23 protein-coding genes are annotated in these 25,524 nt (G+C 39.8%); all 23 read left to right on the top strand.

Annotated features, from left to right (window positions below; genetic code table 11):
* Positions 1–902: 902 nt before the first annotated feature.
* The 23 genes from C8D94_RS04410 to C8D94_RS04305 all read left to right on the top strand — a co-directional run bounded on the left by C8D94_RS04410 (position 903) and on the right by C8D94_RS04305 (position 25,521).
* A complete protein-coding gene (locus C8D94_RS04410) occupies positions 903–2,117 on the top strand; it encodes a site-specific integrase (protein WP_115122662.1) in 1,215 nt (404 codons plus the stop codon).
* Between the two features lie 68 nt (positions 2,118–2,185).
* Positions 2,186–2,578: a hypothetical protein gene (locus C8D94_RS04405; RefSeq protein ID WP_245946180.1), complete on the top strand. Its 393-nt coding sequence runs from the start codon at positions 2,186–2,188 to the stop codon at positions 2,576–2,578.
* A gap of 118 nt (positions 2,579–2,696) precedes the next feature.
* On the top strand, positions 2,697–7,100 hold the full coding sequence (locus C8D94_RS04400; protein ID WP_115122660.1) for a CusA/CzcA family heavy metal efflux RND transporter: 4,404 nt from the start codon (positions 2,697–2,699) through the stop codon (positions 7,098–7,100).
* An 18-nt stretch (positions 7,101–7,118) separates the two neighbouring features.
* The gene (locus C8D94_RS04395) at positions 7,119–8,375 is read left to right on the top strand and encodes an efflux RND transporter periplasmic adaptor subunit (protein WP_115122659.1); all 1,257 of its coding nucleotides are present in this window, start codon (positions 7,119–7,121) and stop codon (positions 8,373–8,375) included.
* A gap of 106 nt (positions 8,376–8,481) precedes the next feature.
* Complete coding sequence (locus tag C8D94_RS04390; RefSeq protein WP_115122658.1) at positions 8,482–8,820, top strand: P-II family nitrogen regulator; 339 nt, start codon at positions 8,482–8,484, stop codon at positions 8,818–8,820.
* Positions 8,821–8,835: 15 nt separating this feature from the next.
* Positions 8,836–9,258 carry a Fur family transcriptional regulator gene (locus tag C8D94_RS04385; RefSeq protein WP_115122657.1) on the top strand — a complete coding sequence of 141 codons (423 nt, stop codon included), beginning with the start codon at positions 8,836–8,838 and terminating at the stop codon, positions 9,256–9,258.
* A gap of 28 nt (positions 9,259–9,286) precedes the next feature.
* Positions 9,287–9,646 (top strand): SpoIIAA family protein, encoded by a 360-nt coding sequence (locus tag C8D94_RS04380; RefSeq protein ID WP_115122656.1) that lies wholly within the window; start codon positions 9,287–9,289, stop codon positions 9,644–9,646.
* A 151-nt stretch (positions 9,647–9,797) separates the two neighbouring features.
* Positions 9,798–10,601 (top strand): AlbA family DNA-binding domain-containing protein, encoded by an 804-nt coding sequence (locus tag C8D94_RS04375; protein WP_115122655.1) that lies wholly within the window; start codon positions 9,798–9,800, stop codon positions 10,599–10,601.
* Between the two features lie 24 nt (positions 10,602–10,625).
* Positions 10,626–10,985, top strand: a complete 360-nt coding sequence (locus C8D94_RS04370) for a SpoIIAA family protein (protein ID WP_115122654.1) — start codon at positions 10,626–10,628, stop codon at positions 10,983–10,985.
* 4 nt (positions 10,986–10,989) lie between these two features.
* Positions 10,990–13,551 carry a heavy metal translocating P-type ATPase gene (locus tag C8D94_RS04365; RefSeq protein ID WP_115123032.1) on the top strand — a complete coding sequence of 854 codons (2,562 nt, stop codon included), beginning with the start codon at positions 10,990–10,992 and terminating at the stop codon, positions 13,549–13,551.
* A 44-nt stretch (positions 13,552–13,595) separates the two neighbouring features.
* On the top strand, positions 13,596–14,015 hold the full coding sequence (locus tag C8D94_RS04360; RefSeq protein ID WP_115123031.1) for a Fur family transcriptional regulator: 420 nt from the start codon (positions 13,596–13,598) through the stop codon (positions 14,013–14,015).
* Between the two features lie 88 nt (positions 14,016–14,103).
* Positions 14,104–15,507 (top strand): dihydrolipoyl dehydrogenase, encoded by a 1,404-nt coding sequence (lpdA, locus tag C8D94_RS04355; protein WP_115122653.1) that lies wholly within the window; start codon positions 14,104–14,106, stop codon positions 15,505–15,507.
* Positions 15,508–15,543: 36 nt separating this feature from the next.
* Positions 15,544–15,762 carry a hypothetical protein gene (locus C8D94_RS04350; protein ID WP_115122652.1) on the top strand — a complete coding sequence of 73 codons (219 nt, stop codon included), beginning with the start codon at positions 15,544–15,546 and terminating at the stop codon, positions 15,760–15,762.
* A 26-nt stretch (positions 15,763–15,788) separates the two neighbouring features.
* Entirely contained in the window at positions 15,789–16,580 is a 792-nt protein-coding gene (locus C8D94_RS04345) for a cation diffusion facilitator family transporter (RefSeq protein ID WP_179343532.1), read from the top strand.
* 46 nt (positions 16,581–16,626) lie between these two features.
* Complete coding sequence (locus C8D94_RS04340) at positions 16,627–17,625, top strand: sodium:calcium antiporter (protein WP_115122650.1); 999 nt, start codon at positions 16,627–16,629, stop codon at positions 17,623–17,625.
* A 106-nt stretch (positions 17,626–17,731) separates the two neighbouring features.
* Positions 17,732–18,904 carry a M28 family peptidase gene (locus C8D94_RS04335; RefSeq protein ID WP_115122649.1) on the top strand — a complete coding sequence of 391 codons (1,173 nt, stop codon included), beginning with the start codon at positions 17,732–17,734 and terminating at the stop codon, positions 18,902–18,904.
* Between the two features lies 1 nt (position 18,905).
* Entirely contained in the window at positions 18,906–20,222 is a 1,317-nt protein-coding gene (locus C8D94_RS04330) for an APC family permease (RefSeq protein WP_115122648.1), read from the top strand.
* A gap of 11 nt (positions 20,223–20,233) precedes the next feature.
* On the top strand, positions 20,234–20,410 hold the full coding sequence (locus C8D94_RS15250; protein ID WP_170134715.1) for a hypothetical protein: 177 nt from the start codon (positions 20,234–20,236) through the stop codon (positions 20,408–20,410).
* Between the two features lie 21 nt (positions 20,411–20,431).
* Positions 20,432–20,788, top strand: a complete 357-nt coding sequence (locus C8D94_RS04325) for a SpoIIAA family protein (protein WP_115122647.1) — start codon at positions 20,432–20,434, stop codon at positions 20,786–20,788.
* A 1-nt stretch (position 20,789) separates the two neighbouring features.
* On the top strand, positions 20,790–22,721 hold the full coding sequence (locus tag C8D94_RS04320; protein WP_115122646.1) for a heavy metal translocating P-type ATPase: 1,932 nt from the start codon (positions 20,790–20,792) through the stop codon (positions 22,719–22,721).
* Positions 22,722–22,763: 42 nt separating this feature from the next.
* Positions 22,764–23,570 carry a DUF547 domain-containing protein gene (locus C8D94_RS04315; protein ID WP_115122645.1) on the top strand — a complete coding sequence of 269 codons (807 nt, stop codon included), beginning with the start codon at positions 22,764–22,766 and terminating at the stop codon, positions 23,568–23,570.
* A gap of 469 nt (positions 23,571–24,039) precedes the next feature.
* The gene (locus tag C8D94_RS04310; RefSeq protein WP_115123030.1) at positions 24,040–24,891 is read left to right on the top strand and encodes an RteC domain-containing protein; all 852 of its coding nucleotides are present in this window, start codon (positions 24,040–24,042) and stop codon (positions 24,889–24,891) included.
* Between the two features lie 345 nt (positions 24,892–25,236).
* Positions 25,237–25,521, top strand: a complete 285-nt coding sequence (locus tag C8D94_RS04305; protein ID WP_047550478.1) for a helix-turn-helix domain-containing protein — start codon at positions 25,237–25,239, stop codon at positions 25,519–25,521.
* The last annotated feature ends 3 nt before the right edge of the window (positions 25,522–25,524 follow it).

Here is a 25,524-nt window from a genome sequence, read left to right as displayed (position 1 = left end):
TTATACAAATTTTCGAATGTTGTATACTTTTTGGTTTTATTTTATTTGTCAAATGCTCTTTGGTTCTTATGAGTTGTGTCACATTCATATATATTATTGTATGCATTCGAGAAAGCGCCTTAAATTTTACCAATAATTTCTACTCAATGGATTTTTATTTTTTTTCAGAAATTGCAAAGCTATAGAGAATCTTTGCTACTTTATTTTCCGCACCAATGGTTGTCAAAAATTCCCTTAAACATTTCTGTAATCAAAATGGATCTGGATTTACAATTACAACATAGAGTTCTGGATTATTTTGGATCAAATATAAAGTCCATATTGTAAGCGCTAGTTTGCCGTGCACATACTTCTGGTGAAACCTCCAGTAGTCGGCTGCTACAGTCTAACATATCGAATGAAACGTAATAGTTGCACAAGTAGGAAGACATTAATAAGAATTAAATAAATGAAAGTCGTTTATATAAAAATAACAGATGTTTATTTAAATCAAATTGCGAGTCTTATTATAAATGAATTATGGAGTTAACTTGACCCCCCAAATTCGTAATGGATTTGAGCGAATGAATAAAAAAGGACCACATCGATATGCAGTCCTTTATTAGAAAGTGCGGATGACAGGAATCGAACCTGCACACCTTGCGGCACTAGATCCTAAGTCTAGCGTATATTGCACCAAAGAAACACAAAAACACTCATTTTCAATGAGTTAATCGTTTTTTCATTTTCTTTAAAGTCATTTAATATCAGTTGATTTCAGCATTTGTTGTACCTATGTTGTACCCAAAAGTTCTAATAAAGACGTATCTTTATAGAAAGTGTACAACAAAAATTGAGCAAAAAACACAATGTTGTACCTATGTTGTACCTGATTTGACTTTCGTACTCAAAACAGGTCAATTATGTCATCAAATGCAAAAATAGTTCTACGCAAAAAACCGAATAGCAAAGGTCAATATCCATTAGCTATTCGAATTACAAAAAACCGTCGTTCCACTTATCAATATGTTGGTCATTATATTGATATAGAGGAATGGGACGAAAAAAATATTCGAGTAAAAAAATCAAATCCAAATGCCGATAGCCTAAACAAGTTGCTATCACAACAACTTTCTGATGCCAATAAGGCGCTTATTGATTTACAGGCCCAATATAAAGATGCTTCGGCAAACCAGATTAAAAAAGAAATTTATGCCTCAGGGAATTCCTCAACTTTCTTTGAATTGGCAGAAGAACATCTGGACGAACTGGAAGTTGCAGAAAAGTTAAACCGTCTATCTACGGACAGCGCATTGATTAGTTATATTGTAAAATATCACAAATCTAAACAGCTTTCATTTCAAGAAATTGATGAACGATTTCTTAAAAAATTGATGATATACCTCAAGGTTAAGCACCACCTTGCTGAGACTTCAATAATGAATATACTTGTCCTAATCCGCTTATTATTCAATAGAGCTATAAAGCTAAAAATAGTCAGTAGGGAACTATATCCTTTCGGTGGTGACAAAATTAAAATCAAGTTTCCTGAGACTACAAAAATAGGGTTGAATATTATTGAAGTAAGAGCTATTGAAGCTTTAGACAATCTAACCTACAATGAAATTCATACAAGAAATGTTTGGTTATTTAGCTTCAATTTTGCAGGAATGAGGGTTACAGATGTACTCTGGACAAAGTGGTCAGACATATACGACAATAGGCTTCATTATAGAATGAATAAAAACTCAAAACTACTGTCCTTAAAAATTCCAGATAAGGTTCTAAGTATTTTGGATTTCTACAAAGATGATAAAAGACACGCCACAGATTTTGTTTTCCCTGAATTGAAAAAGGCCAATCTGGATAATGCAAAAGACATTTATAATAAAAGAAAAACGGCAACCAAAAAATTCAACGATAACTTAAAATCCATTGCCAAAAAAGCTAAAATAGACAAGAAGATTACAATGCACATCGCAAGACATACTTTTGGCAATATTGCTGGTGATTCCATTCATCCTTTAATGTTACAAAAATTATATAGGCATAGTGACTTGAAAACAACATTGAATTACCAGGCAAATTTTATCCATAAAGAAGCAGATGATGCTTTAGATAGTGTTGTTAACTTTTAAGTTGACATACTGAAGAACAATCTTTGCACAACCTGTGCATCGATTAATTTGTATATTTGTAAAACTTTATGAAAATAATATTTTCCATATCAATGTCTATTTTACTCTTTTTTCAGGGAATCAGTATTGATATGGACTTATGTGGACCAATCAAAGAAATTTCAAACTTAATTTCACATTATCAAGATCATAAAGTTTATGGCGACTCTTTCTTTGAATATATAGTAGAAGATTACATCGAAAACGACACAAAAAGCGAAGGACATCATAATAATTCAGACAAGGAGAATATACCTACCCATTCTCATCATCAATGTTGTCATCCTGTAGTGTTTATAGCAAACACCGCAACAGCTCAAATCAATCGATTTAAGTTTGAAGATAAAGAGCAGTTTAATTCATATACTGTCAACTTCAATTCCATATATCTGGAATCCCTTTTTCAACCCCCTCAAGTATAATTCAGTTTTTTTAAGGATAGCTATATCCTAACGTGATGTTTCTCAAAGTAGGCATTGCTTTATAAATACGTTGCATCTATTCGCACCGTAAGTTTTAAACTGAATTAATACATTTTCTATGATTAACAAAATCATTTCATTTTCCATTAATAATAAATTTATTATTGGACTCTTTATAGTGGCACTCGTTGGTACAGGTATTTGGTCTATGGCCACTATAAATTTGGGTTCCGTACCCGATATTACAAACAACCAAGTACAGGTGATAACCACCGCACCAAATCTTGGAACAGAAGATATTGAACAATTTGTTACCTATCCAGTGGAGTTGGCAATGGCTAATCTACCTGATGTTGTTGAGCTTCGTTCCGTTTCCCGTTTTGGGCTTTCCGTAGTAACTATCGTTTTTAAGGATGAAGCTGGTACGTATCTGCCTCGGCAACTCGTACAAGAAAAGCTCTCTGAGGTCAGCGAAGAAATTCCAGAGGGTTTTGGAACCCCCTTTATGGCGCCTATAACTACAGGTCTGGGTGAAATATTCCAATATACCATAAAAGTAAAAGAAGGTTATGAAGACCAATATGACGCTATGGAACTGCGTTCCGTTCAAGATTGGTTGGTGAAACGACAGATGGCATTGGTGCCTGGTGTCGTTGAGGTCAACGCTTTTGGAGGATATGTAAAGCAATATGAAGTAGCACTAAGCCCCGATAAACTTAAAAGTTTTGGCATTACTATGAGCCAAGTTTTTGAAGCGCTTAAAATGAACAATGCCAATACAGGTGGTGCTTACATTGAAAAAAACCATCAGGCCAATTTTATTAGGGGTGAAGGTCTGGCCCGTAGCCTCGAAGATTTAGAAAATACAGTTGTAACCACACAAAACGGAAGCCCTGTTTTAATAAGGGATGTCGCCGAAAAAGTAGGCTATGGTAATCAAGTACGCTATGGTGCCTTTACGCAAGATGGCCACGAGTCTGTCGGAGGTCAGATACTTATGCTTAAAGGGGAAAGTCCAAGTAACGTTATCGAAAATGTCCAGAAACGGATTGATGAAATCCAAAAGTCCCTACCCGAAGGTCTTTATATAGAACCATTTTTGAGCAGAAGCGAACTCATTGCGCGCACTACCAGTACTGTTGAGAAAAACCTCATTGAAGGGTCTCTAATTGTAATATTCGTACTTGTTCTTTTATTGGGAAGTCTTCGTGGTGGTTTGATTACCGCATCGGTAATTCCATTATCCCTCTTGTTCGCTTTTATTTTGATGAAACAATTTGGGGTGTGGGCAAACCTAATGTCACTTGGGGCCATAGACTTTGGTATTATCGTTGACGGTGCAGTAATCATTGTAGAAGGTATGGTTTTTCATATTCATCAACGGATGAAAAAATCAACTAAAGTCATTGAACAGGCTGAAATGGATGAGATTGCCTATGAATCTGCAAGCACTATGATGAATTCAGCATTTTTTGGACAGTTGATTATTCTTATCGTCTTTACACCTATTTTATTCTTAACCGGTGTAGAAGGAAAGATGTTTCGCCCAATGGCATTTACCTTCGGTTTTGCGGTTTTAGGTGCAATTATTCTGTGCCTTACTTACGTGCCAATGGTTTCATCAATGTTTTTAAAGCCTGCTAAAAACCCCAATCATTGGTTTGCAAAGTTTGAAAATAAAATTGACAGGTTCAGTGATAAGATAATGTCAGGGCTCAATAGAGCTTACAAACCTCTTTTGACGTTCGCTCTTCGTTTTAAGGCTGGAATTATAATAGGCGCAGTTGGCCTATTATTGATAGCAGGATTCATTTTTAGCAATATGGGAGGAGAGTTTATTCCTAAACTCGATGAGGGCGATATAGCTATGCAAGCATTGATTAAACCAGGCAGTAGCCTTACCGAATCCATTGAAGCTTCTAAAAAACTGCAAAATATAATTGGTGAATTCCCAGAGGTTAAAACGATGATATCACGTATTGGGGTTGCAGAAATACCTACAGACCCTATGCCTATGGATATTGCCGATAGTTATATTATCCTTGAAAAGGATAAAAGTAAATGGAAGAGTGCTGAAAGCAAGGAGGAACTCATTGAAAAAATCAAGGAAAAAATAGCCGTGATTCCTGGTGTAAACTTTGTCTTTACCCAACCCGTAGAATTGCGTTTTAATGAGCTTTTGACTGGGGTTCGGGAAGATGTCGCCATTAAACTATACGGGGAAGACCTCGACGTTCTGGCCGATAAGATACAGGAAATTGCAGCGGTAATAAGAACCGTTCCCGGTGCTGCTGATTTAAATGTTGAAGCTACGAGTGGGTTACCTCAAATGACGGTGGAATACAATCGTGCAAAAATGGCACAATATGGGGTTACCATCGACAAACTGAACGACTATGTAAGTGCCGCCTTTGCCGGAGAACAAGCAAGTGTGATTTTTGAAGGCGAAAAGCGGTTCGATGTGGTCATTCGATTGGCTAAAGAATATAGGCAGGATATCAACAACTTGAAAAATCTGTACATCGATTTGCCCAACGGCAACCAAGTACCTCTTAAAGAGGTTGCAAATATCAGCTATAAGCCTGGGCCTATGCAGATTTCAAGGGATAATACCTATCGCCGTATTTCTGTAGGGGTAAACGTTCGAGGACGTGATGTTAAGTCTATGGTCGAGGAAATCCAACAAAAATTGGATGCCGAGGTCAAACTGCCACCTGGTTATTATGTGACCTATGGTGGATCCTTTGAAAACCTGCAAAGAGCAACAGACCGATTAACGATTGTTGTACCCATTGCCTTAGCGCTTATTTTTATCCTATTGTACTTCGCCCTCAATTCCTTTTCACAATCGGTAATGATTTATATGGCCGTACCATTGGCAGCAATCGGTGGAGTTTTTGCCCTTTGGATAAGGGGAATGCCATTTAGTATTTCTGCTGGGGTCGGATTTATCGTGCTCTTTGGGGTGGCAGTGTTAAACGGACTTGTCCTTATCAATAAATTTAATGAACTAAAAGAAAGCGGTATGACAAATATAAAAGACAGAATATATGAGGCCACACACGAGCGGCTACGTCCCATACTCTTAACAGCAACTGCTGCTATTATGGGCTTTATACCAATGGCCATATCCACATCGGGAGGTGCAGAGGTACAACGCCCTCTGGCAACGGTAGTAATCGGTGGACTAATATCGGCTACTTTCTTGACATTGGTCGTTGTTCCAGTACTATATAATTGGCTGGAAGCTCGCAAAGAACGTAAAGGCAATGGTGGCGATACAAGTTACGTCAAGAAAAGTGCAACCGTGGTTGTGGTATTATTGAGTTTAGGAGGTTTCTTATCCCCAACTTCTGCAAATGCACAGGACGGCCAGATGAGCCAAGTGCTCACTTTGGAAGAAGCCATCGCTCTGGCCAAGGAAAATTATCCTTCCCTTAAAGAGAGCCAAGCCTTTATTGAACGTGAACAGGCGATGAAGGGTACCAGCTTCGATTTGGGAAATACACAGGTATTTACAGGAAAGGAAGAATTTGGTAATGACCTTCCCGGTGTACAAACTACCATAGGTGTACAGCAAGGAAATATTGATTTACTTTCAGGTTTTTCAAAATCCAAGTTCTATAAGGAACGTGTTAAACTGGGCGAAACGTTCTACGCGGTCAACGAACAGCAATTGATTCGCAATGTGATGCAGGCTTATGACCGCATCAATTACAACAAGGCGCAATTGCGTTTTGCGGAACAGTTGGACAGTGTTTATGCTAACTTTAGGACGGCTGCAGAATTGCGTTACGATACAGGAGAAACGGGCAAATTGGAATTTATTGCCGCCTCTTCAGAATATCAGCAGATTCAAGTCTTAAGGCAGCAGGCCTATGATGATATAGAAATCGCAAAAAGGGCATTGAAACAATATTTGGGCATTGACCAAGAAATAGAAACTGTGAATTTGGACTATGAACCGATGGATTTTTTGTCCAATTTAGATTCGGCTTCCACAGCCAATAATCCTTTGCTTCAATATGCTATGCAAAATGCAGAAGTAAGCAAAGCCAATGTCGGTGTGGAAAAAGCACAGTTCCTACCCAAGTTCAACCTAACCTACGGAAGACAGATTGTGGATGATGTATCGGGTTTCAATACCTATCAAGCCGGCATTAGCATACCGCTTTGGTTCTTTCCACAGAAAGCAAGGGTAAAGGCTGCCAAAGCAGATGCATTGGTTGCTGAGAACCAATACCTCGAACAAAAGGCAGTGACCGAAAGTAGGGTGTCGCAGCTCATAAAATCACTGGAAAAGACCCAAAAAACTCTTGATTACTATCAGGAAGGTGCATTGCTTTTGGCCGAGCAGCAAATTACTACGGCAGAACTGGCATCTAAAGAAGGTGAAATAGATTATGTGAACTATATCACTATTCTCAACAGTGCCATCAGGATAAAACAAAACCATTTACAGTTTATAAATCAATATAACCAGCAGTCCATTGAGCTGCAATATCAATTGGGTAACCTATAATTTAAAAAAGAATAAGAAATGAAATATATAGCAATAATTAGTGTAGCATTAATGACCTTCTTTATGGTTGGCTGCAACGACAAGCCCGATTCAGAATTGGGACATAACGAAGAAAGCACAACCGCCGAAAAAATGGAAGCTGAAGAAGATGCACACGATGAACACAATGAAGAAGAAGGTGATCATAATGAAGAAGAAGGAGAGGAAGGCGTAGTAGTGCTCACCAACGACCAAATCCAAACCGTTGGTCTTGAGACCAAAATGTTAGAAAAACGCAATCTTGGCAACAATATCAAGGTTACCGGAAGGCTCGAACTTTTTCCTCAGGATAAGGCAAATATCAGCCCGTTTATGGGTGGTAACGTTAGGTCCATCAAGGTTATAGAGGGAGATAAAGTACGTAAGGGTGAAGTGCTCGCCTATCTTGAACATCCAGATATTATAAGTATGCAACAGGAATATCAGGAAAAAAACGATGAACTCGTGTTCCTAAAGCAAGATTTTGAGCGAAAAAAGACATTGTTCGACAAGGGTGTTTCCTCTGGAAAGGAATTTCAAATGGCACAGTCAAAATTTCGTTCCACTACCTCAAGTGTAAACGGTTTAAGGTCAAAACTACGTTTGTTGGGTATTAACACATCCAAGGTAGAACAAGGAGAAATCTACTCTGCAATACCTATATCTACGCCAATTTCAGGCTACGTAGACGAGGTAATGGTAAGTCTTGGGGACTATGTGGCACCACAGTCCAAGATGTTCGCCGTAAGCGATAATTCTAAAATTCATTTAGACCTTAAAGTGTACGAAAAAGATATTCCAAAGGTAAAAGAAGGACAGAAAATAATCTTTACGGTAGCTTCCAAACCTGATGAATTGTTGACCGCAGAAGTACATTCCATCGGCAAAACCTTTGAGGAAGACCCTAAGGCCTTGCACGTGCACGCGGATATTGATAATAAAAATGGCGAATTGCTTCCCGGTATGTATGTTGAAGGCAGAATTGCGGAAGGACAAAAATCAGGTTATGCTGTTCCAGAAGAAGCCATCGTCAAAGAAGGCGAACAATCCTATATTTTCATTGTAGATGAGGATGGGGAAACCGAAGAAAACACGGTAAAATTTAAAAGGATTCCTGTAAGTACGGGCGTAAATGACCTTGGTTTTGTGGAAATCAATATCCCTTCAGAAATGGCAAAAAATATAAAGGTAGTCACTGTTGGAGCCTATACCCTTTCTTCTGAAATGGTTAAGGGCGAACTGGAGCACGGGCACTAATTCAATAACAATCAAAGGTTTTGATTCCGAGTCTGTTTGTCGTCTTAATTATTTAGTTAAAAATTAAAGAACAGGCTCGGTTCAAAATCGATTAAAAATAAATGATATGAAAGAAATAAAAGCATTTGTAAAACCGAACAGGATACGAAGAGTAATAGAGGCCTTAACCGACAACGGATTTAAAAGTATGACCCTATCACAGGCAGAAGGTACCGGAGCGTTCAAGGCAAAAGGCGCCAAACCGTCACTCGATTTTCACGTGACGAACAGTCCTGTGGTAAAACTGGAACTCGTCTGCCAGAACGAAGAAGCACAATCTGCAATAGACATCATTCTCAAAAATGGCAAGACACCAGACCCTGGCGATGGCATCATTTATTTGTCAGAAATCGAAGATGCATTTCAGATAAAAACGGGGAAATCCCTGAAGCGGTATGACCTTTAATCCCTCTTATAGCAAATGGAAAAAATCGTAAAGAAGTTGGAAAGCAAGGGGGTTCGCCCTACGGCAATGCGCCTGATGACCTATAAACGGTTGGCGCAATTGAACGTGGCCATTAGTCTGGGCGAACTCGAAAAAGATTTTGAACGCTCGGAACGAAGTACGCTATTCCGCACTATGAAAACATTTGAGGAAAAAGGAATCGTGCATCAAATTGAAGATGGTACCGGCATCATTAAATATGCCCTTTGCGAGGACAATTGTGAATGTGAGGTCGGCAACGACCTTCACTTACATTTTCATTGCAATAGTTGCGGTGAAACCGTGTGTCTGACAGAGCATAAAATTCCGACAATAAACCTTCCCGAAGGCTATGTAGCAGAAGATATCAACCTCGTGGCAAAGGGTATCTGTGAGAAGTGCAGTGACGACTTGGATTAAATTTTTAGATTTAAAAAAAACAGGAACAATGATGACGATTTATAAAAATGAATGTAAGGTATATATGATAGCTCAGAATAGGCTGGATGCTACCGATTATGATAATATGACATCTCAATTAAAAGACCACATACAAGAACATAACAAAGTGTACTGGTATATTGAAATGGAAAATTTTGAGGGGTGGACCGCAAGTGCCTATTGGAAAGGTATTGAACTAAAACTTCCCAATGAGGAACGACTAAAGCGGGTCGCATTGGTAGGAAACGCAAAATGGCACGAACAGTTTACTGAGGTTTTGATACATTTTACAAGGGCGCACATAAAATTCTTCGGACCTGATGAAAAAAAATTGGCCAAAGAATGGATAGAGAAAGAAAATAATTAAAACAGCAAAATTGATTTAAACGGAAAAACTATACTACGTTTTAGGTAAAGTGTGGGATGTGTAATATAAAATTAGCGAAGTATATAGCACAAGGCTAAAACCGATAAAAAATCTGAAAAATGTAGTAAAAACTTTCTAATAAAAATTGGTAATGAACCAACCCAATGGCATACATAATCAAAATATAGGAGCGCTGAACAGGCGAGGACTTCTTATTACCGCTGCGATAGGATTTGGGGTTGGTATAATCTTCATACAGCCATTGGGCATTTCCCTGTTCCAATATGACCAAGGTGGTGATGCAGGCAATTGGTGGTATCTGTTCAAAAAAGCATTTGGACAAGTCGCAGGATTTAGCGATATAGACCAAATCCTAAAAAATGTCCTATTCGGCATTATGGGCAGTAGTCTCGCCCTGATGTTCTATACAAGAAAAACGATATTTCGACTAAACAGGGAAAAAGTCGGGGTTACTTTTATAAGGGAATTATTGGACAAAGGTGAAAACCACGAGGTAGAATTCAAAAGTACCTTGCGGTGGGACCTTCGACAAGGAAAGGTAAACAAAGCCTTGGAAACGGTAGTTGCAAAGACCATCGCAGGGTTTATGAATACCGAAGGTGGGCATTTAATTATAGGGGTTGATGATGAAGGTCGTATTCTGGGGCTGGAACAGGATTACGGTACTTTAAAGAAACCGGGGAAGGACGGGTTTGAACAGTATATAATGCAGTTGGTGTCCGTCAATTTGGGCACCCATTTTTGCCCCTTGGCAAAGGTGGTCTTTTATCAATTTGAAGAAAAGGATATTTGTTATGTAGGGGTTCACAAATCACAAAAACCCGTGTATTTAAATTTGGGCGACCGTTCGCATTTCTTTATCAGAACCGGGAACGGAACCCGCGAGTTGGATATGCCTGAGGCTCTGGAGTATTTGGAGGTACACTTAAATTAATATAAGCCCTATAAAATTGAAAAAATGATACAGATATTAAACATAGAAAAAGAAAACTTAATCGCCGCTAAAGTCAACGGTAAAATCACAAAGAAGGACATAGAAAAAATCCATCCGCTCATCCACAACATCATCGAAAAAGGGCATAAAGTGGATTTCTACTTTGAACTAAAAGATTTTCACGGCTATGACCTACAAGGCTTTTGGGCAGATTTAAAGGTGGATGCTACACATCTATCGGATTATGGAAAAATGGCATTTGTAGGCGAAAAAAAATGGCAAGAATGGGCCGCTAAAGCTACTGATTTCTTTATCGGTTCAGAAGTCAAATATTTTGACCTTCAGGATAAGGAACAAGCAAAAAACTGGATACAAAACAACTAAGGATATGAAAAAACTAAAAATCAAAATTCCCGTAATCCTTCCACAGGTGCCGGACGAAAAGGATGCCTGTGTCAACAGGCTTATCGATAAACTAAAAGGTCGTGAAGGTATTGACAATGTACACGTATCCGATGAAAAAGCAGACGGTGTCCCGCAACTCTGTTTCCATTACGACCCCGATGTCATTTCACTTGATAGGGTACGGTCTTTAGCGGAGACTACTGGCGCCCAAATCACTGATAAATTTGGACACAAGTTGGTAGAAGTGGAAGGGATACGCCACACCCGTCACGCCCGGACCATCGAGAAAGCAGTCAAGGAGGTCGATGGAGTTCTCGAAGTTTCCGCTTCCGCTTCCGGAATGATACGTGTGGAATTTAATAAAGGTATCACAGGATTTGGGGCTATTAAAAAGAAAATAGAAAAACAAGGGTTGACCATTATTGAACCTTCGGTTGAAACAGAAACGTATTTACAAAAAATGAAAGTTTCCAAGGGTGAAGAAAAATCCGAACATATTCAGGACAAGGAAGAAAAGCAACACATCGACGAGAGCGAAGACCACGTTCACAAAGACGGTGAAGAACACGACCACAAAGAGGATGAAGGCGAGGCACACGCACACGGCGGTATTTTCGGCAAGAACACCGAACTTATTTTTGCCATCATTTGTGGTGCCCTTCTTGGAATAGGTTTCGGATTGTCCTACGTGGACTCGATACCGGATTGGGTCAGCTTGTCCCTCTACATAGGCGCCTACTTTTTTGGAGGTTATTTTACCGCGAAAGAGGCCATACAGACTGTAGCCAAAGGTGGTTTTGAAATCGACTTCTTGATGTTGGTAGCCGCCATTGGTGCCGCTGCTCTGGGCGAATGGGCAGAAGGTGCCTTGTTACTGTTCCTGTTTAGTTTGGGGCACGCCCTTGAACATTATGCGATGGAGAAGGCTCGAAAGTCCATCGCGGCACTGGCAGATTTAGCACCAAAAACCGCCCTGCTAAAAAAAGATGGCAAGACCGAAGAGGTCGGTATCGAAAAGTTAAGTATAGGCGATATCATCGTGGTCAAACCAAACAGTAAAATATCTGCCGATGGCGTTGTGGTCGATGGTAAAAGTAGTGTCAACCAGGCCCCTATCACAGGGGAAAGTGTACCGGTGGACAAAGTTCCCGTGGAGGATACTGCCAAAGACTATTCAGAGGTTGATGAAATAAAGGACGTAAACCGCGTATTTTCTGGAACCATTAATGGCAACAACACCCTTGAAATAAAGGTTATCAAAGAAGCGAAGGATTCTACACTATCCCGATTGGTAAAATTGGTGAATGAGGCGCAGACCCAAAAATCGCCTACCCAGTTGCTTACCGATAAATTTGAAAGATACTTTGTGCCTTCCGTACTGGTATTGGTCGTGCTGCTGCTCTTCGCTTTCTTGGTCATCGATGAACCCTTTAGCGATAGTTTTTATAGGGCAATGGCCGTATTGGTTGCTGCCAGTCCCTGTGCCCTTGCGATTTCGACACCGAGTGCCGTATTGAGTGGCGTGGCAAGGGCCGCCCGTGGCGGAGTGCTTATTAAAGGAGGTCGCCCTTTGGAAGACCTCGGCGTTATTACCGCCCTTGCCTTTGACAAGACGGGTACTCTGACCGAAGGAAAACCCAAGCTTACCGAAGTGGTTCCACTTGGGGATATATCTGAAAACGAACTTTTAAAAATAGCCGTGGCCGTAGAGAAGCTAAGCGACCATCCCCTGGCAAAAGCAGTAGTTAGAGATGGAAAGGAGCGGCTGAAAGGTGATGAAATACCTGATGCGACCGATTTGGAAGCTGTGCTGGGCAAGGGCATAAAAGCATCATTGGGTAATGACAAAATCTATGTCGGCAACCTCGACCTGTACGAAGGGCTTGATAAAAGTACACCTTCCGAAGAGGTAACCACAAAAGTCCGTGGTCTTGAAGGTGGGGGAAATACTACGATGCTCATTCGGAAGAATGAAGAATATATAGGCATCATCGCCCTAATGGATACCCCTCGTGAAGCCGCCAAGGGAACCCTCAAAAAACTAAAGGAAATCGGTATTAAACGTATGATTATGCTTACGGGCGATAACCAAAAAGTAGCCGATGCCGTTGCGGAAGAAATAGGATTGACCGATGCCTGGGGCAGCCTATTGCCGGAAGAAAAGGTGGATGCTATTAAAGAGCTAAAAGAAAAAGAATCCAAGGTGGCAATGGTGGGCGATGGTGTAAACGATGCGCCTGCAATGGCAAACAGTACCGTGGGTATTGCGATGGGTGCCGCAGGTAGTGATGTGGCCTTAGAAACCGCCGATGTTGCACTTATGGCCGACAAGTTGGAAACCTTGCCCTTTGCCATTGGCTTGAGCAGAAAGGCAAAGGCCATTATCAAGCAGAACCTATGGGTAAGCCTTGGTGTTGTAGCACTACTGATACCGGCTACCATTTTGAGCTGGGCAAACATAGGGATCGCCGTGGCATTCCACGAGGGGTCTACCTTGGTAGTCGTGGCCAATGCGCTACGTCTTTTGGCTTATAAAAAAGATTAGAAGACCCGGACTTGGAAGAATCCGGTTTTTTGAAAGAATATAAAATGACAAAAACGGAAAGAACATTATTGTCCAAAGGGATACGCCCAACTGAAATGAGGTTAAAAATATATAAATACCTCAAAAGGAAGACTTATGCTGATAGTCTGAACGAAATGCAAAAGGTCTTTCTCAAAAAAAGTAAAAGTAACAAAACAGCAAATAAAACCACGTTTTATAGAACGATGAAGTTGTTTGAGGAAAAAAACATAGTCCACCAGATTGATGATGGAACGGCCGTTGCAAAATATGCACTATCTGATGAAAACATCTCAGATTTGCATATGCATTTTCATTGCACCGTTTGTGGAAAAACTATTTGCTTGCCGGATAGAATATCGAAACAAAACTTGCCGGACGATTATGAAATAAACGATGTGAACCTGGTATTAAAAGGGGTATGTAAAAATTGTAGTAAAAAATAATAGGTGGGAGTGCCTTAAAACTGAACCCTTGCGCCCAATGGTCAGCTTAAGGTTTCCCCCACCTTATTTAATTAAAAAATTTACGAATATGGAAAAATATGATGTAATAATTATAGGGTCTGGCCCGGGCGGGTATGTAAGTGCCATCCGTTGCGCCCAATTGGGTCTAAAAGTGGCCATTGTTGAAAGGTACAGCACGTTGGGCGGTACCTGTCTAAACGTGGGCTGTATCCCGTCAAAAGCCTGGTTGGAAGCCTCTGAGCATTATTACAAACTCAAGCATCAATTCGAAAATTTTGGGATTGATGTTAAAGAAGCCAATGTCGATATCCTGAAAATGAACCAAAGGGTTCAGGATGTGGTACAGGAAATCATCAATGGTGTTGATTATCTGATGAAAAAAAACAAGATTACCGTTTATGAAGGCCACGGAACCATTAAGGACAAAAACACGGTCGCAATTAAGGGCGAAGATAAAACGGAAACCATAGCAACCGATAAAATCATCATTGCCACAGGGTCCAAACCCACTTCATTGCCCAATATTAAAATCGACAAAAAGCGTATCATCTCTTCTACCGAGGCCCTTGCGCTACGGGAAATCCCCAAGCATTTAATGGTCGTTGGCGGAGGCGTTATCGGTGTTGAGATAGGTTCCGTATTCGCCCGCCTGGGTTCAAAGGTTTCTATAGTAGAATATTTTGATAGCCTCATTGCCACTATGGATGGCGCACTGGGACATCAATTGCACCGTTCCCTAAGAAAACAGGGAATTGATTTTTATTTGGAACATAAGGTGACAAACGCAACGGCAACTGAGGACAAAGTAGAATTGAAAGCGGAAAATCTTTCCGGTAAAGAAGAAATGGGTTTAGATGGCGATTACTGCCTTATGGCCATTGGCCGAAAGCCATACACCGCCAATTTAGGGCTTGAAAATATAGGAGTGGAAACCAATGAGAAAGGACAGATAACGGTAGATGAGAACCTCGAAACCAACGTCAAGGGTGTGTATGCTATTGGGGATGTAATTCGAGGGGCAATGCTTGCCCATAAAGCCAGTGAAGAAGGCGTTTTCGTAGCCGAACGGATTGTTGGCCAAAAGCCCCATATCAATTACTCGCTCATCCCCAATATCGTGTACACCCAGCCTGAGGTGGCCGGAGTAGGTTTGACGGAAGAAGAACTGAAGAAGTCCAATAGAAGTATAAAAACGGGCTCTTTTCCCTATAAGGCAAACGCACGGGCGAAGATAAGTATGGATACGGATGGTTTTATCAAGGTAATCGCAGATAAGGAAACCGATGAGATATTGGGCGTGCATATGATAGGCCCTCGCATAGCAGACAGTTATACCGAAGCGGTGGTAGCGATGGAATTTAGGGCAGCAGCCGAGGATATTGCAAGAATGTCACACGGTCACCCCACATTTTCCGAGACCTTTAAGGAGGCCTGTCTGGCAGCTACCGAAGACAGGGCGTTGCATATCTAAGATTTACAATAACCGGCACAATAAAAAATAAAAGAGATGAAGAAGCTTCAGCGATTGACCAAGGAAATTAACGAATTGACATTGAGAATTGAACAGGACTATCCCGAACTATACCAATATCTCGACGAAAACCCTATTACCATCCCTGATTGCGAAACACCCCAGATTTCCGTCAGCTCGTTCGTGGAATATTTGGATAGCCTAAAATCACTCTTGGAAAGGTATATAGAGTCGCATAAACAAATGAAGCACTAAAAGACAATTAATTCAGTAGTATATAAATGAACAAGAGCACTTTTAAAATCAGTAAAATGGACTGCCCTTCGGAAGAGCAGATGATTCGGATGAAGTTGGAGTCTTATGCCAAAGTAAAACATTTGGATTTTGATATTCCCAACAGGAAATTGGAGGTATACCACGAGGACGGTATCAAGGCGATACAAACGTCTATAGCGAGCTTAAAACTTGGGGATTCCTTTGAGGGAACCACAGAAGCCGAACCACCCGTACTGGAAGACCAATCCAAACAAAAAAGAATCCTTTGGTGGGTCTTGGGCATCAACTTTGGCTTTTTCGTTATCGAAATGACCACTGGTTGGATATCTGGCTCAATGGGACTTATAGCGGATTCGTTGGATATGCTGGCAGATTCCATTGTATATGCGCTAAGCCTATTCGCGGTAGGCGGTGCCATTTCCAGAAAAAAGAAGGTCGCAAAATTCAGCGGATACTTTCAGATGGCATTGGCAACACTTGGGTTTGTAGAGGTTTTGCGAAGGTTTTTTAGCGATACCGAAACACCTTTGTTCCAATGGATGATTATCGTTTCGATTTTCGCATTGGTAGGTAATTTGATATCGCTCTGGCTTATCAACAAAACCAAGAGCAAAGAGGCCCATATGCAGGCAAGTGCCATTTTTACGTCCAATGATATCATTGTCAATGGTGGTGTTATAGTAGCAGGGATACTGGTTTATTTTCTGAATAGTAAATGGCCCGATTTGGTGATTGGCGGCATCGTTTTCACGTTTGTAATGCGTGGCGCATTAAGAATTTTAAAATTGTCGAAGTAGCTTTAAGTAAACCTTGAAATAGAAAAAAAATAAATCAATAATAAAAATGAATATTTGGCTTTGGGTAGTAGTATTAGGATTGGCAGCTTGGGCGGCACATTGGGGTGCGGACAAACTGTTGACACCTTTAAAGATGCTCAGAAAACAATGGGGGCTTACCGCTTCGGCAGGGGCGGCATTCCTTGCCATTGTGACCGCCAGCCCAGAAGTGGCCATAAATATTACCAGTGCAGCAAGGGGCGTATCGGATATTGGTCTGGGCAATCTACTGGGTTCTAATATTATTTCCATACCGTTGATGGTAACCATAGCCTATTTCGCTTCGCGAAAGCGATTCAAGAACAACAAGGAGCATCAAAAACACCTCGACAACAAGGTGCTTTCCCTGAATAAACGTTCCGTTTCCGTCCTGTCCCTACCTTATTTGGGAATTATCGCCCTTGTAGCCCTTTTGACTTTACCTAAAGCTTGGCGCGGACTTCAACCTGTGGATGGCTGGATTATGCTTGCGGCATATGCTGTTTTTCTGGCTCACGCCATCATAAAAGGAAGGGAAAAGGGAAAAAAAGTAGAATGGGATAAAAAGCAGATTTGGTTATCGGTCGCGGGAGCTTTGGCGATAGCTGTAGGGGCTTTTTTCATCGTAAAAGCAACTGAAAATATTGTTTCTGCCCTAAGTATCTCTGAAATGGTCGGCGGACTGTTCATTACGGGAATAATGACTACCGCCCCCGAAATATTTAAGACCTGGAGCGTGGTGAAAGGAGGCGAAGTAACGGCAGGCACCACCAGTGTTATCGCAGATAATGCGGTTACGATGACGGTAGCCTTTTTCCCATTGGCACTGGTAACCACCCCTATCGAAGATTTTCAGTTGTTCTGGGTGAACCTTGCCTTCGTTGGGCTGATGCCGCTTTTGTATTCAGTATTTGTCCATCAGAGCAAGGAGCTTCACGGTTTTAGCAAGTGGCAGATATTAGTGTTCGATGCGGCGTATATAGTTTATCTATTGACAATGGTGTTCTTTGTTCTAAAGCTATTTTAAATATGAAGAATGAACTGTTCAAAGATTATCAAAAGAAGTTCGAAGTATTGGGTAAAAGTATTAAAAACGTGAACAAATTATTACTAATAAATATAACTTAAAACATATGAAAACAAGTGTAAAAAATTGTACAGCTTTATCGCTATTGCTTCTATTATATGGTATTTCATTTGCTCAAAATCAAAATGTTCAAAATATCTTGAATGAAGTAAAAATAGATTCAATGACATTTTTCGTAGCCCAACTCACTGGAGAAGAACCTGTGATTATCGGGGGCAACCCTGATATGATTATTTCACGACATAAGGACCACCCTGGTAATGAAAAAGCTTTTCAATTCATCAAGGAAAAATTCCAGACCTACGGACTTCAGTTGGATTCCCTACAGTTTAGTTCAACTGGGAAAAATCTTTTTGGAATAAAAGAAGGAATGCTTTATCCCGATGAAAAATTTATTATTGGCGCCCATTATGACAATGTTTCGGGCGTACCGGGAGCCGATGATAATGCAAGTGGTACGGCGGCTGTAATGGAAGCGGCGAGAGTCTTTTCTGAATACGATTTCCCTTATACTATTATTTTTGCATTATGGGATGAAGAAGAACAAGGACTAATAGGTAGTGATGCTTATGCATCTTCTGCGGCGTCTTCAAACGAAAATATTCTGGGATATATCAATATGGATATGCTTGGCTGGGACGGTAATAACGATAATGTTGCTGACATTCACGTGAGACCAGTTGCTTCCTCTCTTGTACTCTCGGATAAGGCTATGGCAGCAAATATTGATTATACTATTGGCTTAAGTATACATTTAGTAAATCCAGGAATTTCGGCCACGGACCACGCGTCATTTTGGAATAATGGATTTAGTGCTATTGGAATTAACGAAGAATATGATGGCGACTTTAATCCTTTTTGGCACACACCGTCTGATACCCTTGGGCAATTTAACGTGCCATTTTATGAAAAATGTGCGAAGCTCGCCTTTGCCACTTTAGGGGAATGTGCGTTGTCATCAACATTAGGGCTTAACAATATTACTGAACAAAATATGATAAATGTTTACCCCAATCCAGCTTCGAATAAAATCTATATCGACGCAATGGAAACAATTGAGAGCGTCATCGTATACAATACGCTGGGCATTCAAGTGGGTAATATCAATTTAAGGGATACATCTCAAGTTGATACAAGTTCATTTACAGACGGGTTATATTTTTTTCATATACAGACTAAATCCTCAAACTATAGTCCAAAAATAATTATACAACATTGATATGGCAGAATTAAAAAAATCCTTGGGTACCCTTCGACTCACTTTTTATGGTGTAGGAACGATTGTTGGTGCAGGAATCTATACAGTAATTGGCGCAGCTGCCGGACAGGCGGGAACAGACCTTTGGTTGAGTTTTATTTTTGCTGCCATCGCGGCCAGTGTATCGGCAATGTCCTATGCAGAGTTGTCCTCTACCTATCCTAATGCTGGCGCGGAATTTATTTTTGTACGGAAAGCGTTTCCAAAAATCGACATTCCATCGTTTCTAACAGGTTGGACGATTGCATTTCACAGTTCGGCCACCATCGCCGCCGTGCTACTTGCCTTTTCAGGATATTTCAATACCTTTTTTAATGTTCCTTCCCTTTTAATAAGCTATGGTGTACTATTGGCACTCTCGTTAATAAGCATTACGGGCATCAAAAAATCTTCTACTGCCAATATCATTATGGTGAGTATTCAGCTATTGGGACTGTTTATTCTTATTGCGGTTGGACTTTCAGAAACAGGTCCGCCAAAAGCCGAATTTTTTCAAGTGGAATCCTTTTCCGGCACCTTGGCAGCTACTGCTACCTTATTTTTTGTTTATACAGGCTTCGAGCATATGGCGGCATTGGGTTCTGAGGTAAAAAATCCGGGCAAGACAATTCCCAGGGCATTTTTATTGACAATGGTCTTTACAACTATTATTTACCTACTAATATCTTTTACGGTACTCAATATAAGTGACCCCGCAGAAATAGCAAAGGTAGATTCCCCATTGTCGCTGGCCGCTTCAAATTTAAATTCCTGGTTACCAATAGCCTTGGCAGTTGCGGCACTTTTTGCTACGGCCAATGCGGCTTTTAGTGGCATTATTTCCATTAGCAGGTTACTTTTCGGTATGGCAAGTGTGGGCGAACTTCCAAAAGTTATGACCAAGACTAATGTACAAAAAGTACCTTGGGTAACAACCCTCGTTGTTATGGCTGCTGTCGCTGCATTTCTGTTATTGGGTGATATTAAAATCGTTGCGGGAATGTCATCATTGGGCGCGTTACTTGTTTTTGTTGCCGTGAATATCGCCCTGATTGTGCTGCGTTTTAAAGCACCTGACAAAGAAAGGCCCTTTAGAGTTCCCCTATCAATCGGGAAAGTACCTATACTACCTATTTTGGCAATACTCATCAGCCTGTCTCTGGTAATCCAATTTGACTGGGAAGTTTATATTGCGTTTGTCGGTGCGATTATAGTGGGCATTGTCTTGGACTATTTTTTGGACAAAAAGTCAAAGGATGAGATAGACCCTGAAAAAGAAAAAGAGTTGTTTAACCATTAAAAGAGGAAACTATGGATTGGATGTTCGAAGATTTTAAAACCGACCTCGATGGCTTAAACCCTAAAGTACGTGAAAAGGCATTGGAAATTGCGAAAGAGCTTGTCAAAAAAAAGGACCTGCCAGCAAAAGATGCCTTACAAGAAGCTATTACAAGAGCCGAAGAATGGTTCTACGATATAGAAGGATAAAAAATTTAAAACTAAAAAATTATGTTACAAATATTGGAACTTACAAAGAAAAATTTAATTGCCACTGAAGCAAGTGGTAAACTGACCGCAAAGGATATTGAAAAGATTCATCCGCTTATTCACGCCATATTGGACCGAGGGATGAAGGTACGCTGGTATTTTGAGATGAAAGACTTTGATGGCTGGGATGTCAAGGGGTTTTGGGAAGATTTAAAGATGGATGCGGCACACGCAAACGACTATGAAAAGATTGCTATGGTGGGCGAAAAAAAATGGCAGGACTGGATAACCCAATTTATGAAGCCTTTTACCAACGCAGAAATCAGATATTTTGATTTATCTGATAAGCAGATAGCTAAAGATTGGATTAAAGCATAATATGAAAAAGAAAAACTTAAATCTAAAAGACCTGAAGACAACCTCAAATAAAAACAAAGTTTCATCACGTCTCAGCATTAGGGAATATATACCTTCCATTTTCAGCTTTGTAATGCTGATTGCAGGGATTACTTTTGATTATTTTGAAAGCTTCCCACATTTTTCGGGCTGGATTCGCATTGTATGGTATGTCGTGGCTTATCTTCCAGTCGGTTTTCCGGTGATAAGTGAAGGTTGGGAAAGCATCAAAAAAGGGGATTTCTTTACAGAGTTCTTCCTGATGTCCATAGCCACTTTAGGTGCTTTTGCCATCGGCGAATATCCCGAAGGTGTGGCCGTAATGTTGTTCTATGCTGTGGGCGAACTGTTCCAAAATGCAGCGGTCAACCGTGCAAAAGGAAATATAAAAGCCTTACTCGATATAAGACCAAATGAAGCTTTGGTTTATCGTAATAGCGATTTTGTTTCAGTAAATCCTGAGACTGTTGAGATTGGGGAAAAGATACAGGTACGTGTAGGCGAAAAAGTTCCGCTTGATGGTATTCTTCTTTCAAAAAAAGGGTCTTTTAATACTGCCGCCTTGACAGGCGAAAGCAAACCTCATACTATTGCTAAAGGTGATACCGTTTTTGCCGGAAGTATCAACCTTGATGGCGTAATCGAAATCGAGACTACTAAGGAATTTAAGGACAGTTCCATTGCACGAATTCTGGATATGGTGCAAAATGCAACTGCCAGAAAATCAAAGACCGAATTGTTCATTAGAAAGTTTGCAAGAATTTATACGCCTATCGTTGTATTCCTTGCCATCGGACTTACATTTCTACCTTACTTTTTTGTAGATAATTATGTGTTTAGGGATTGGCTGTATAGAGCATTGATATTCCTCGTGATTTCGTGTCCTTGCGCGTTGGTCATTTCTATTCCCCTTGGCTATTTTGGCGGATTGGGTGCGGCATCGCGAAACGGTATTCTATTCAAGGGTGCATCCTTTCTCGATGCAATGACTCAAGTGAACACAGTCGTAATGGACAAAACAGGAACCGTTACCAAAGGGGTTTTCAAAATCAAGGAAATCAATTCCATCACATTTGAGGAAGCCGAGTTTATGAAGTACCTGATGGCGATGGAAGAACAATCCACACATCCTATCGCCAAGGCAATTCTGGAATACAAAGCGGACGGGTCGGATTATGAGGCAACCGATGTTTCAGAAGTTGCAGGAAAAGGTTTAAAAGGAACAGTCAACGGAAAAACGGTGTTGGTAGGTAATAAGGCTTTGATGACCTCAAACAGCATAGAAGTCCCTTCGGAAACAGATGGTATCGTAGAATCAATTGTTATGGTTGCCATTGATGGAAAATTTGCAGGCTACGTAACCATTGCAGATGAACTCAAGGATGATGCGCACCAAGCCATTAAACAAATTAGAGATGCAGGGATTTCAAAGATTATAATGCTATCGGGCGATAAGGATTCTATTACTCAACAAGTTTCAAAAGAATTGAACATCGATTGGGCAAAAGGCGGACTGTTACCTGAAGATAAACTTAATGAGGTTGAAGAGCTCAAAAAACAACCTAATACGAAAGTCGCATTTATCGGTGATGGAATTAACGATGCACCCGTTTTAGCAGCAAGTGGTGTAGGTGTTGCGATGGGCGGCTTAGGAAGCGATGTCGCCATTGAAACAGCTGATGTTATTATACAGACCGACCAACCGAGCAAGATTGCACGAGCGATTAAAATTGGTCGTTCAACGCGACGAATTGTCTGGCAAAATATTGGACTTGCCTTTGGTGTAAAGGTTATTGTCCTCATTCTTGGGGCAGGTGGATTAGCGACAATGTGGGAAGCGGTTTTTGCTGATGTAGGTGTTGCTTTCCTTGCTATTCTCAATGCGGTACGATTGCAGAAAATGAAGTGGAACTAAAAGAACTTAATACGAATTTGAAATCAGAATAATAATAGAAAAATGAAGGTTATAATTAAAACTATTGTCCTGCTGTTAGTTGCGGGAAGTATTCAGAGCTGCTCACTTTTAGGTGCGGCAGGAATTACCAGTCAAGGGCAACCAACAAAGAAAGTTGAAGGCAAATTAGTCTCTACAACCACAAACTCTTCAGTAAATGTTGATCATACGATTTGGGATAATTTGTTGAGAAAGTACGTTAACAAGGAAGGCCTTGTAGATTACGAAGGTTTCAAGAAAGATTTTAAGACTTTAGAAGATTACCTGAAAATTCTTTCCACACAAGATCCAAACGACGATTGGTCTGTACCAGAATTGCTCGCCTACTATATCAACTCTTATAATGCTTACACTGTAAAGCTCATTGTAGAAAATTATCCAGTAAAAAGCATCAAGGATATTGATGGGCCGTGGACAAAACCTTATGTACCGATTGACGGTCGGGAAATAACCCTGGCGACTATTGAGAACGGTGTGTTACGTAAAATGAACGAGCCTCGCATCCATTTTGCCATTGCCTGCGCATCTATGTCGTGTCCCCCATTATTAAACGAGGCTTACACAGCAGGTAAGATAAATGAACAATTAGACCGTGTCACAAAAGATTTCATTAATAATGAAAAATTTAATGAAATTTCAGCAACTAATCCAAAGGTGTCAATGATATTCAAATGGTATGAAAAAGACTATACCGTTAATGGTAAAAAAGATGTCATTGGTTTTATCAATAAATATGCAGACACAAAAATTAATGCCAATGCCAAGCTGGAATATAAGAATTATGACTGGGACCTAAACGACCAGAAATAATTTCTCTTAAACCGGCAGGTTTTGAAAACTTGGTAGGGTTTTTAAATTGTATAAACATTCTGGCTAACTGAACAGAAGACACCTATAAATGCAACAATATAAAAAGCTGTTTTGCAGATTTAGGCCTTGTTTTATTGGCCATATTCAATGTGATTCGGTTGCAGAAAATAAATGGAAAATAATCAAAAGTAATGTATCAAAAAAGTAATTTTAAAAGAAACAAAAAAAAGCGAAAAACATCGAATACCAATATCACAAAAAAGGATAAGTTGATAGGGATTCTTGCAATAACCCTCGTAGTAATAGCTGCATTTCTATTGTACTATTTCGTTTTTAAAGGGAACATTCATAAGCACTGATTCTTAAACCTTGTTGATTATCGACAAAACAAACTAAATTTTTAAGCCCCAAAATTGCCGTGATTTATAATGTGGGTTTTATTTTATTAACAATTAAACCCATATTAAATTTGGAAAATCAAATAATCAAAATAATAGACGATTACAAAAATGAGATAATAGACATAGAGGAATCCGACTTAAAAGATTTTAATGTTATTGAAAGAGGAATAACAGTCTCAAGAAGATATTTGCAAAAACTACGCTTGTACATTAGAGAGAATGATTTTATAGATGAGGATGATGAAATAAAATTTTTCAAAAAACACAAACCTTATGTTTACAGTAGGTTAAAATTCTATGCAAAATTGTATAATTTTTTGATTAACAGACCTGCGGGAACTATCCAAACACAACAAATATTTATTGACGAAGAAATTCAGAAACTTCAAGATAGTATCCGACGAAATATTGACTTTGTTAAATATTACAGAGAAGAATCGACTGTTTTAGATGAATTTTACTTTCTAAGAGGGAAAGACAAAATCAGTTTGGTCTCAAACACCTCTCATTTTTACACGGATGCTGAATTTTCCACAAGCCACGATAATGCGATTGCTAAAATTATGGCATATGATCTATTAATAAATCATTACGTTCAGGAATTAAGCTATTTGAGGGACCTATCTTACGGTATTCAAAGTAAGTTAAATACTCTTGCCAACGGTGAGCGCCTTGGCTGGACCGCTTCAAAAACAGACCTTATCGAATTGATTTATGCCTTGCAGGCATCTGGGGCAATAAAAAGTGGTACAGCAGGAATTAAAGAAATGGCTTCTGCCTGTGAGGACATTTTTGAGCTTAAGCTTGGTAATGTATACAGAACTTTTCTGGAAATAAGGGAACGCAAAATCGACCAAACAAAATTTATTGATAGACTTAAATCAACACTTTTAAGGCGAATGGAAGAAACGGACGGTTAACATTCTGAATTTAAACAGTGTTAAAATTTTTCCCAAGTTGGGTGGAACTTGGGAAAAAATAAAATTAATTTTAGTTATCATCATTTGGCATAGATAATTTTAAGAGCATCTTATAAATTTATTCAATTTAAACCATTGAAAATGAGCAAATAAAAACACCCTACTTGGGTGCAACTTGGGAATAAAATCCAATAAACCTACCCAAATTTGTAGAACGAAAGTCAAATCAAAGATTCACGAACTCAATTTTATTAAAATATTAAAGTTTGTGAGCTAAATCAGGTCAGGGACTATCAATTAAAAGTACAAACCCAGATAGTCCCTTTCCATTAAAACCGTTCTATTATGCCGACAAGTATTATTACCACAGACGACCTTCGGGAATTCAAAATGGAATTGCTCGATGACATTAAACAATTACTGACAAGACAAGCCAGCGGGAAACTAAAAAAATACCTCAAATCCTCTGAGGTTATGGACTTGCTTCAAGTAAGTCCAGGCACCTTGCAAAACCTTCGCATCAATGGCACATTACCTTATACCAAAGTAGGTGGCATCATTTACTATGATACAGAAGAAATTCAAAAGGTGATGGATGCCAACCGTGTGCACCACGGTCTAAATTCTTAAGCG

The organism is Marinirhabdus gelatinilytica (assembly GCF_003353425.1).
GTDB lineage: Bacteria > Bacteroidota > Bacteroidia > Flavobacteriales > Flavobacteriaceae > Marinirhabdus > Marinirhabdus gelatinilytica.
The sequence above is the reverse complement of the archived record's forward strand: the minus strand, read 5'-3'. Positions and strand labels throughout refer to the sequence as shown.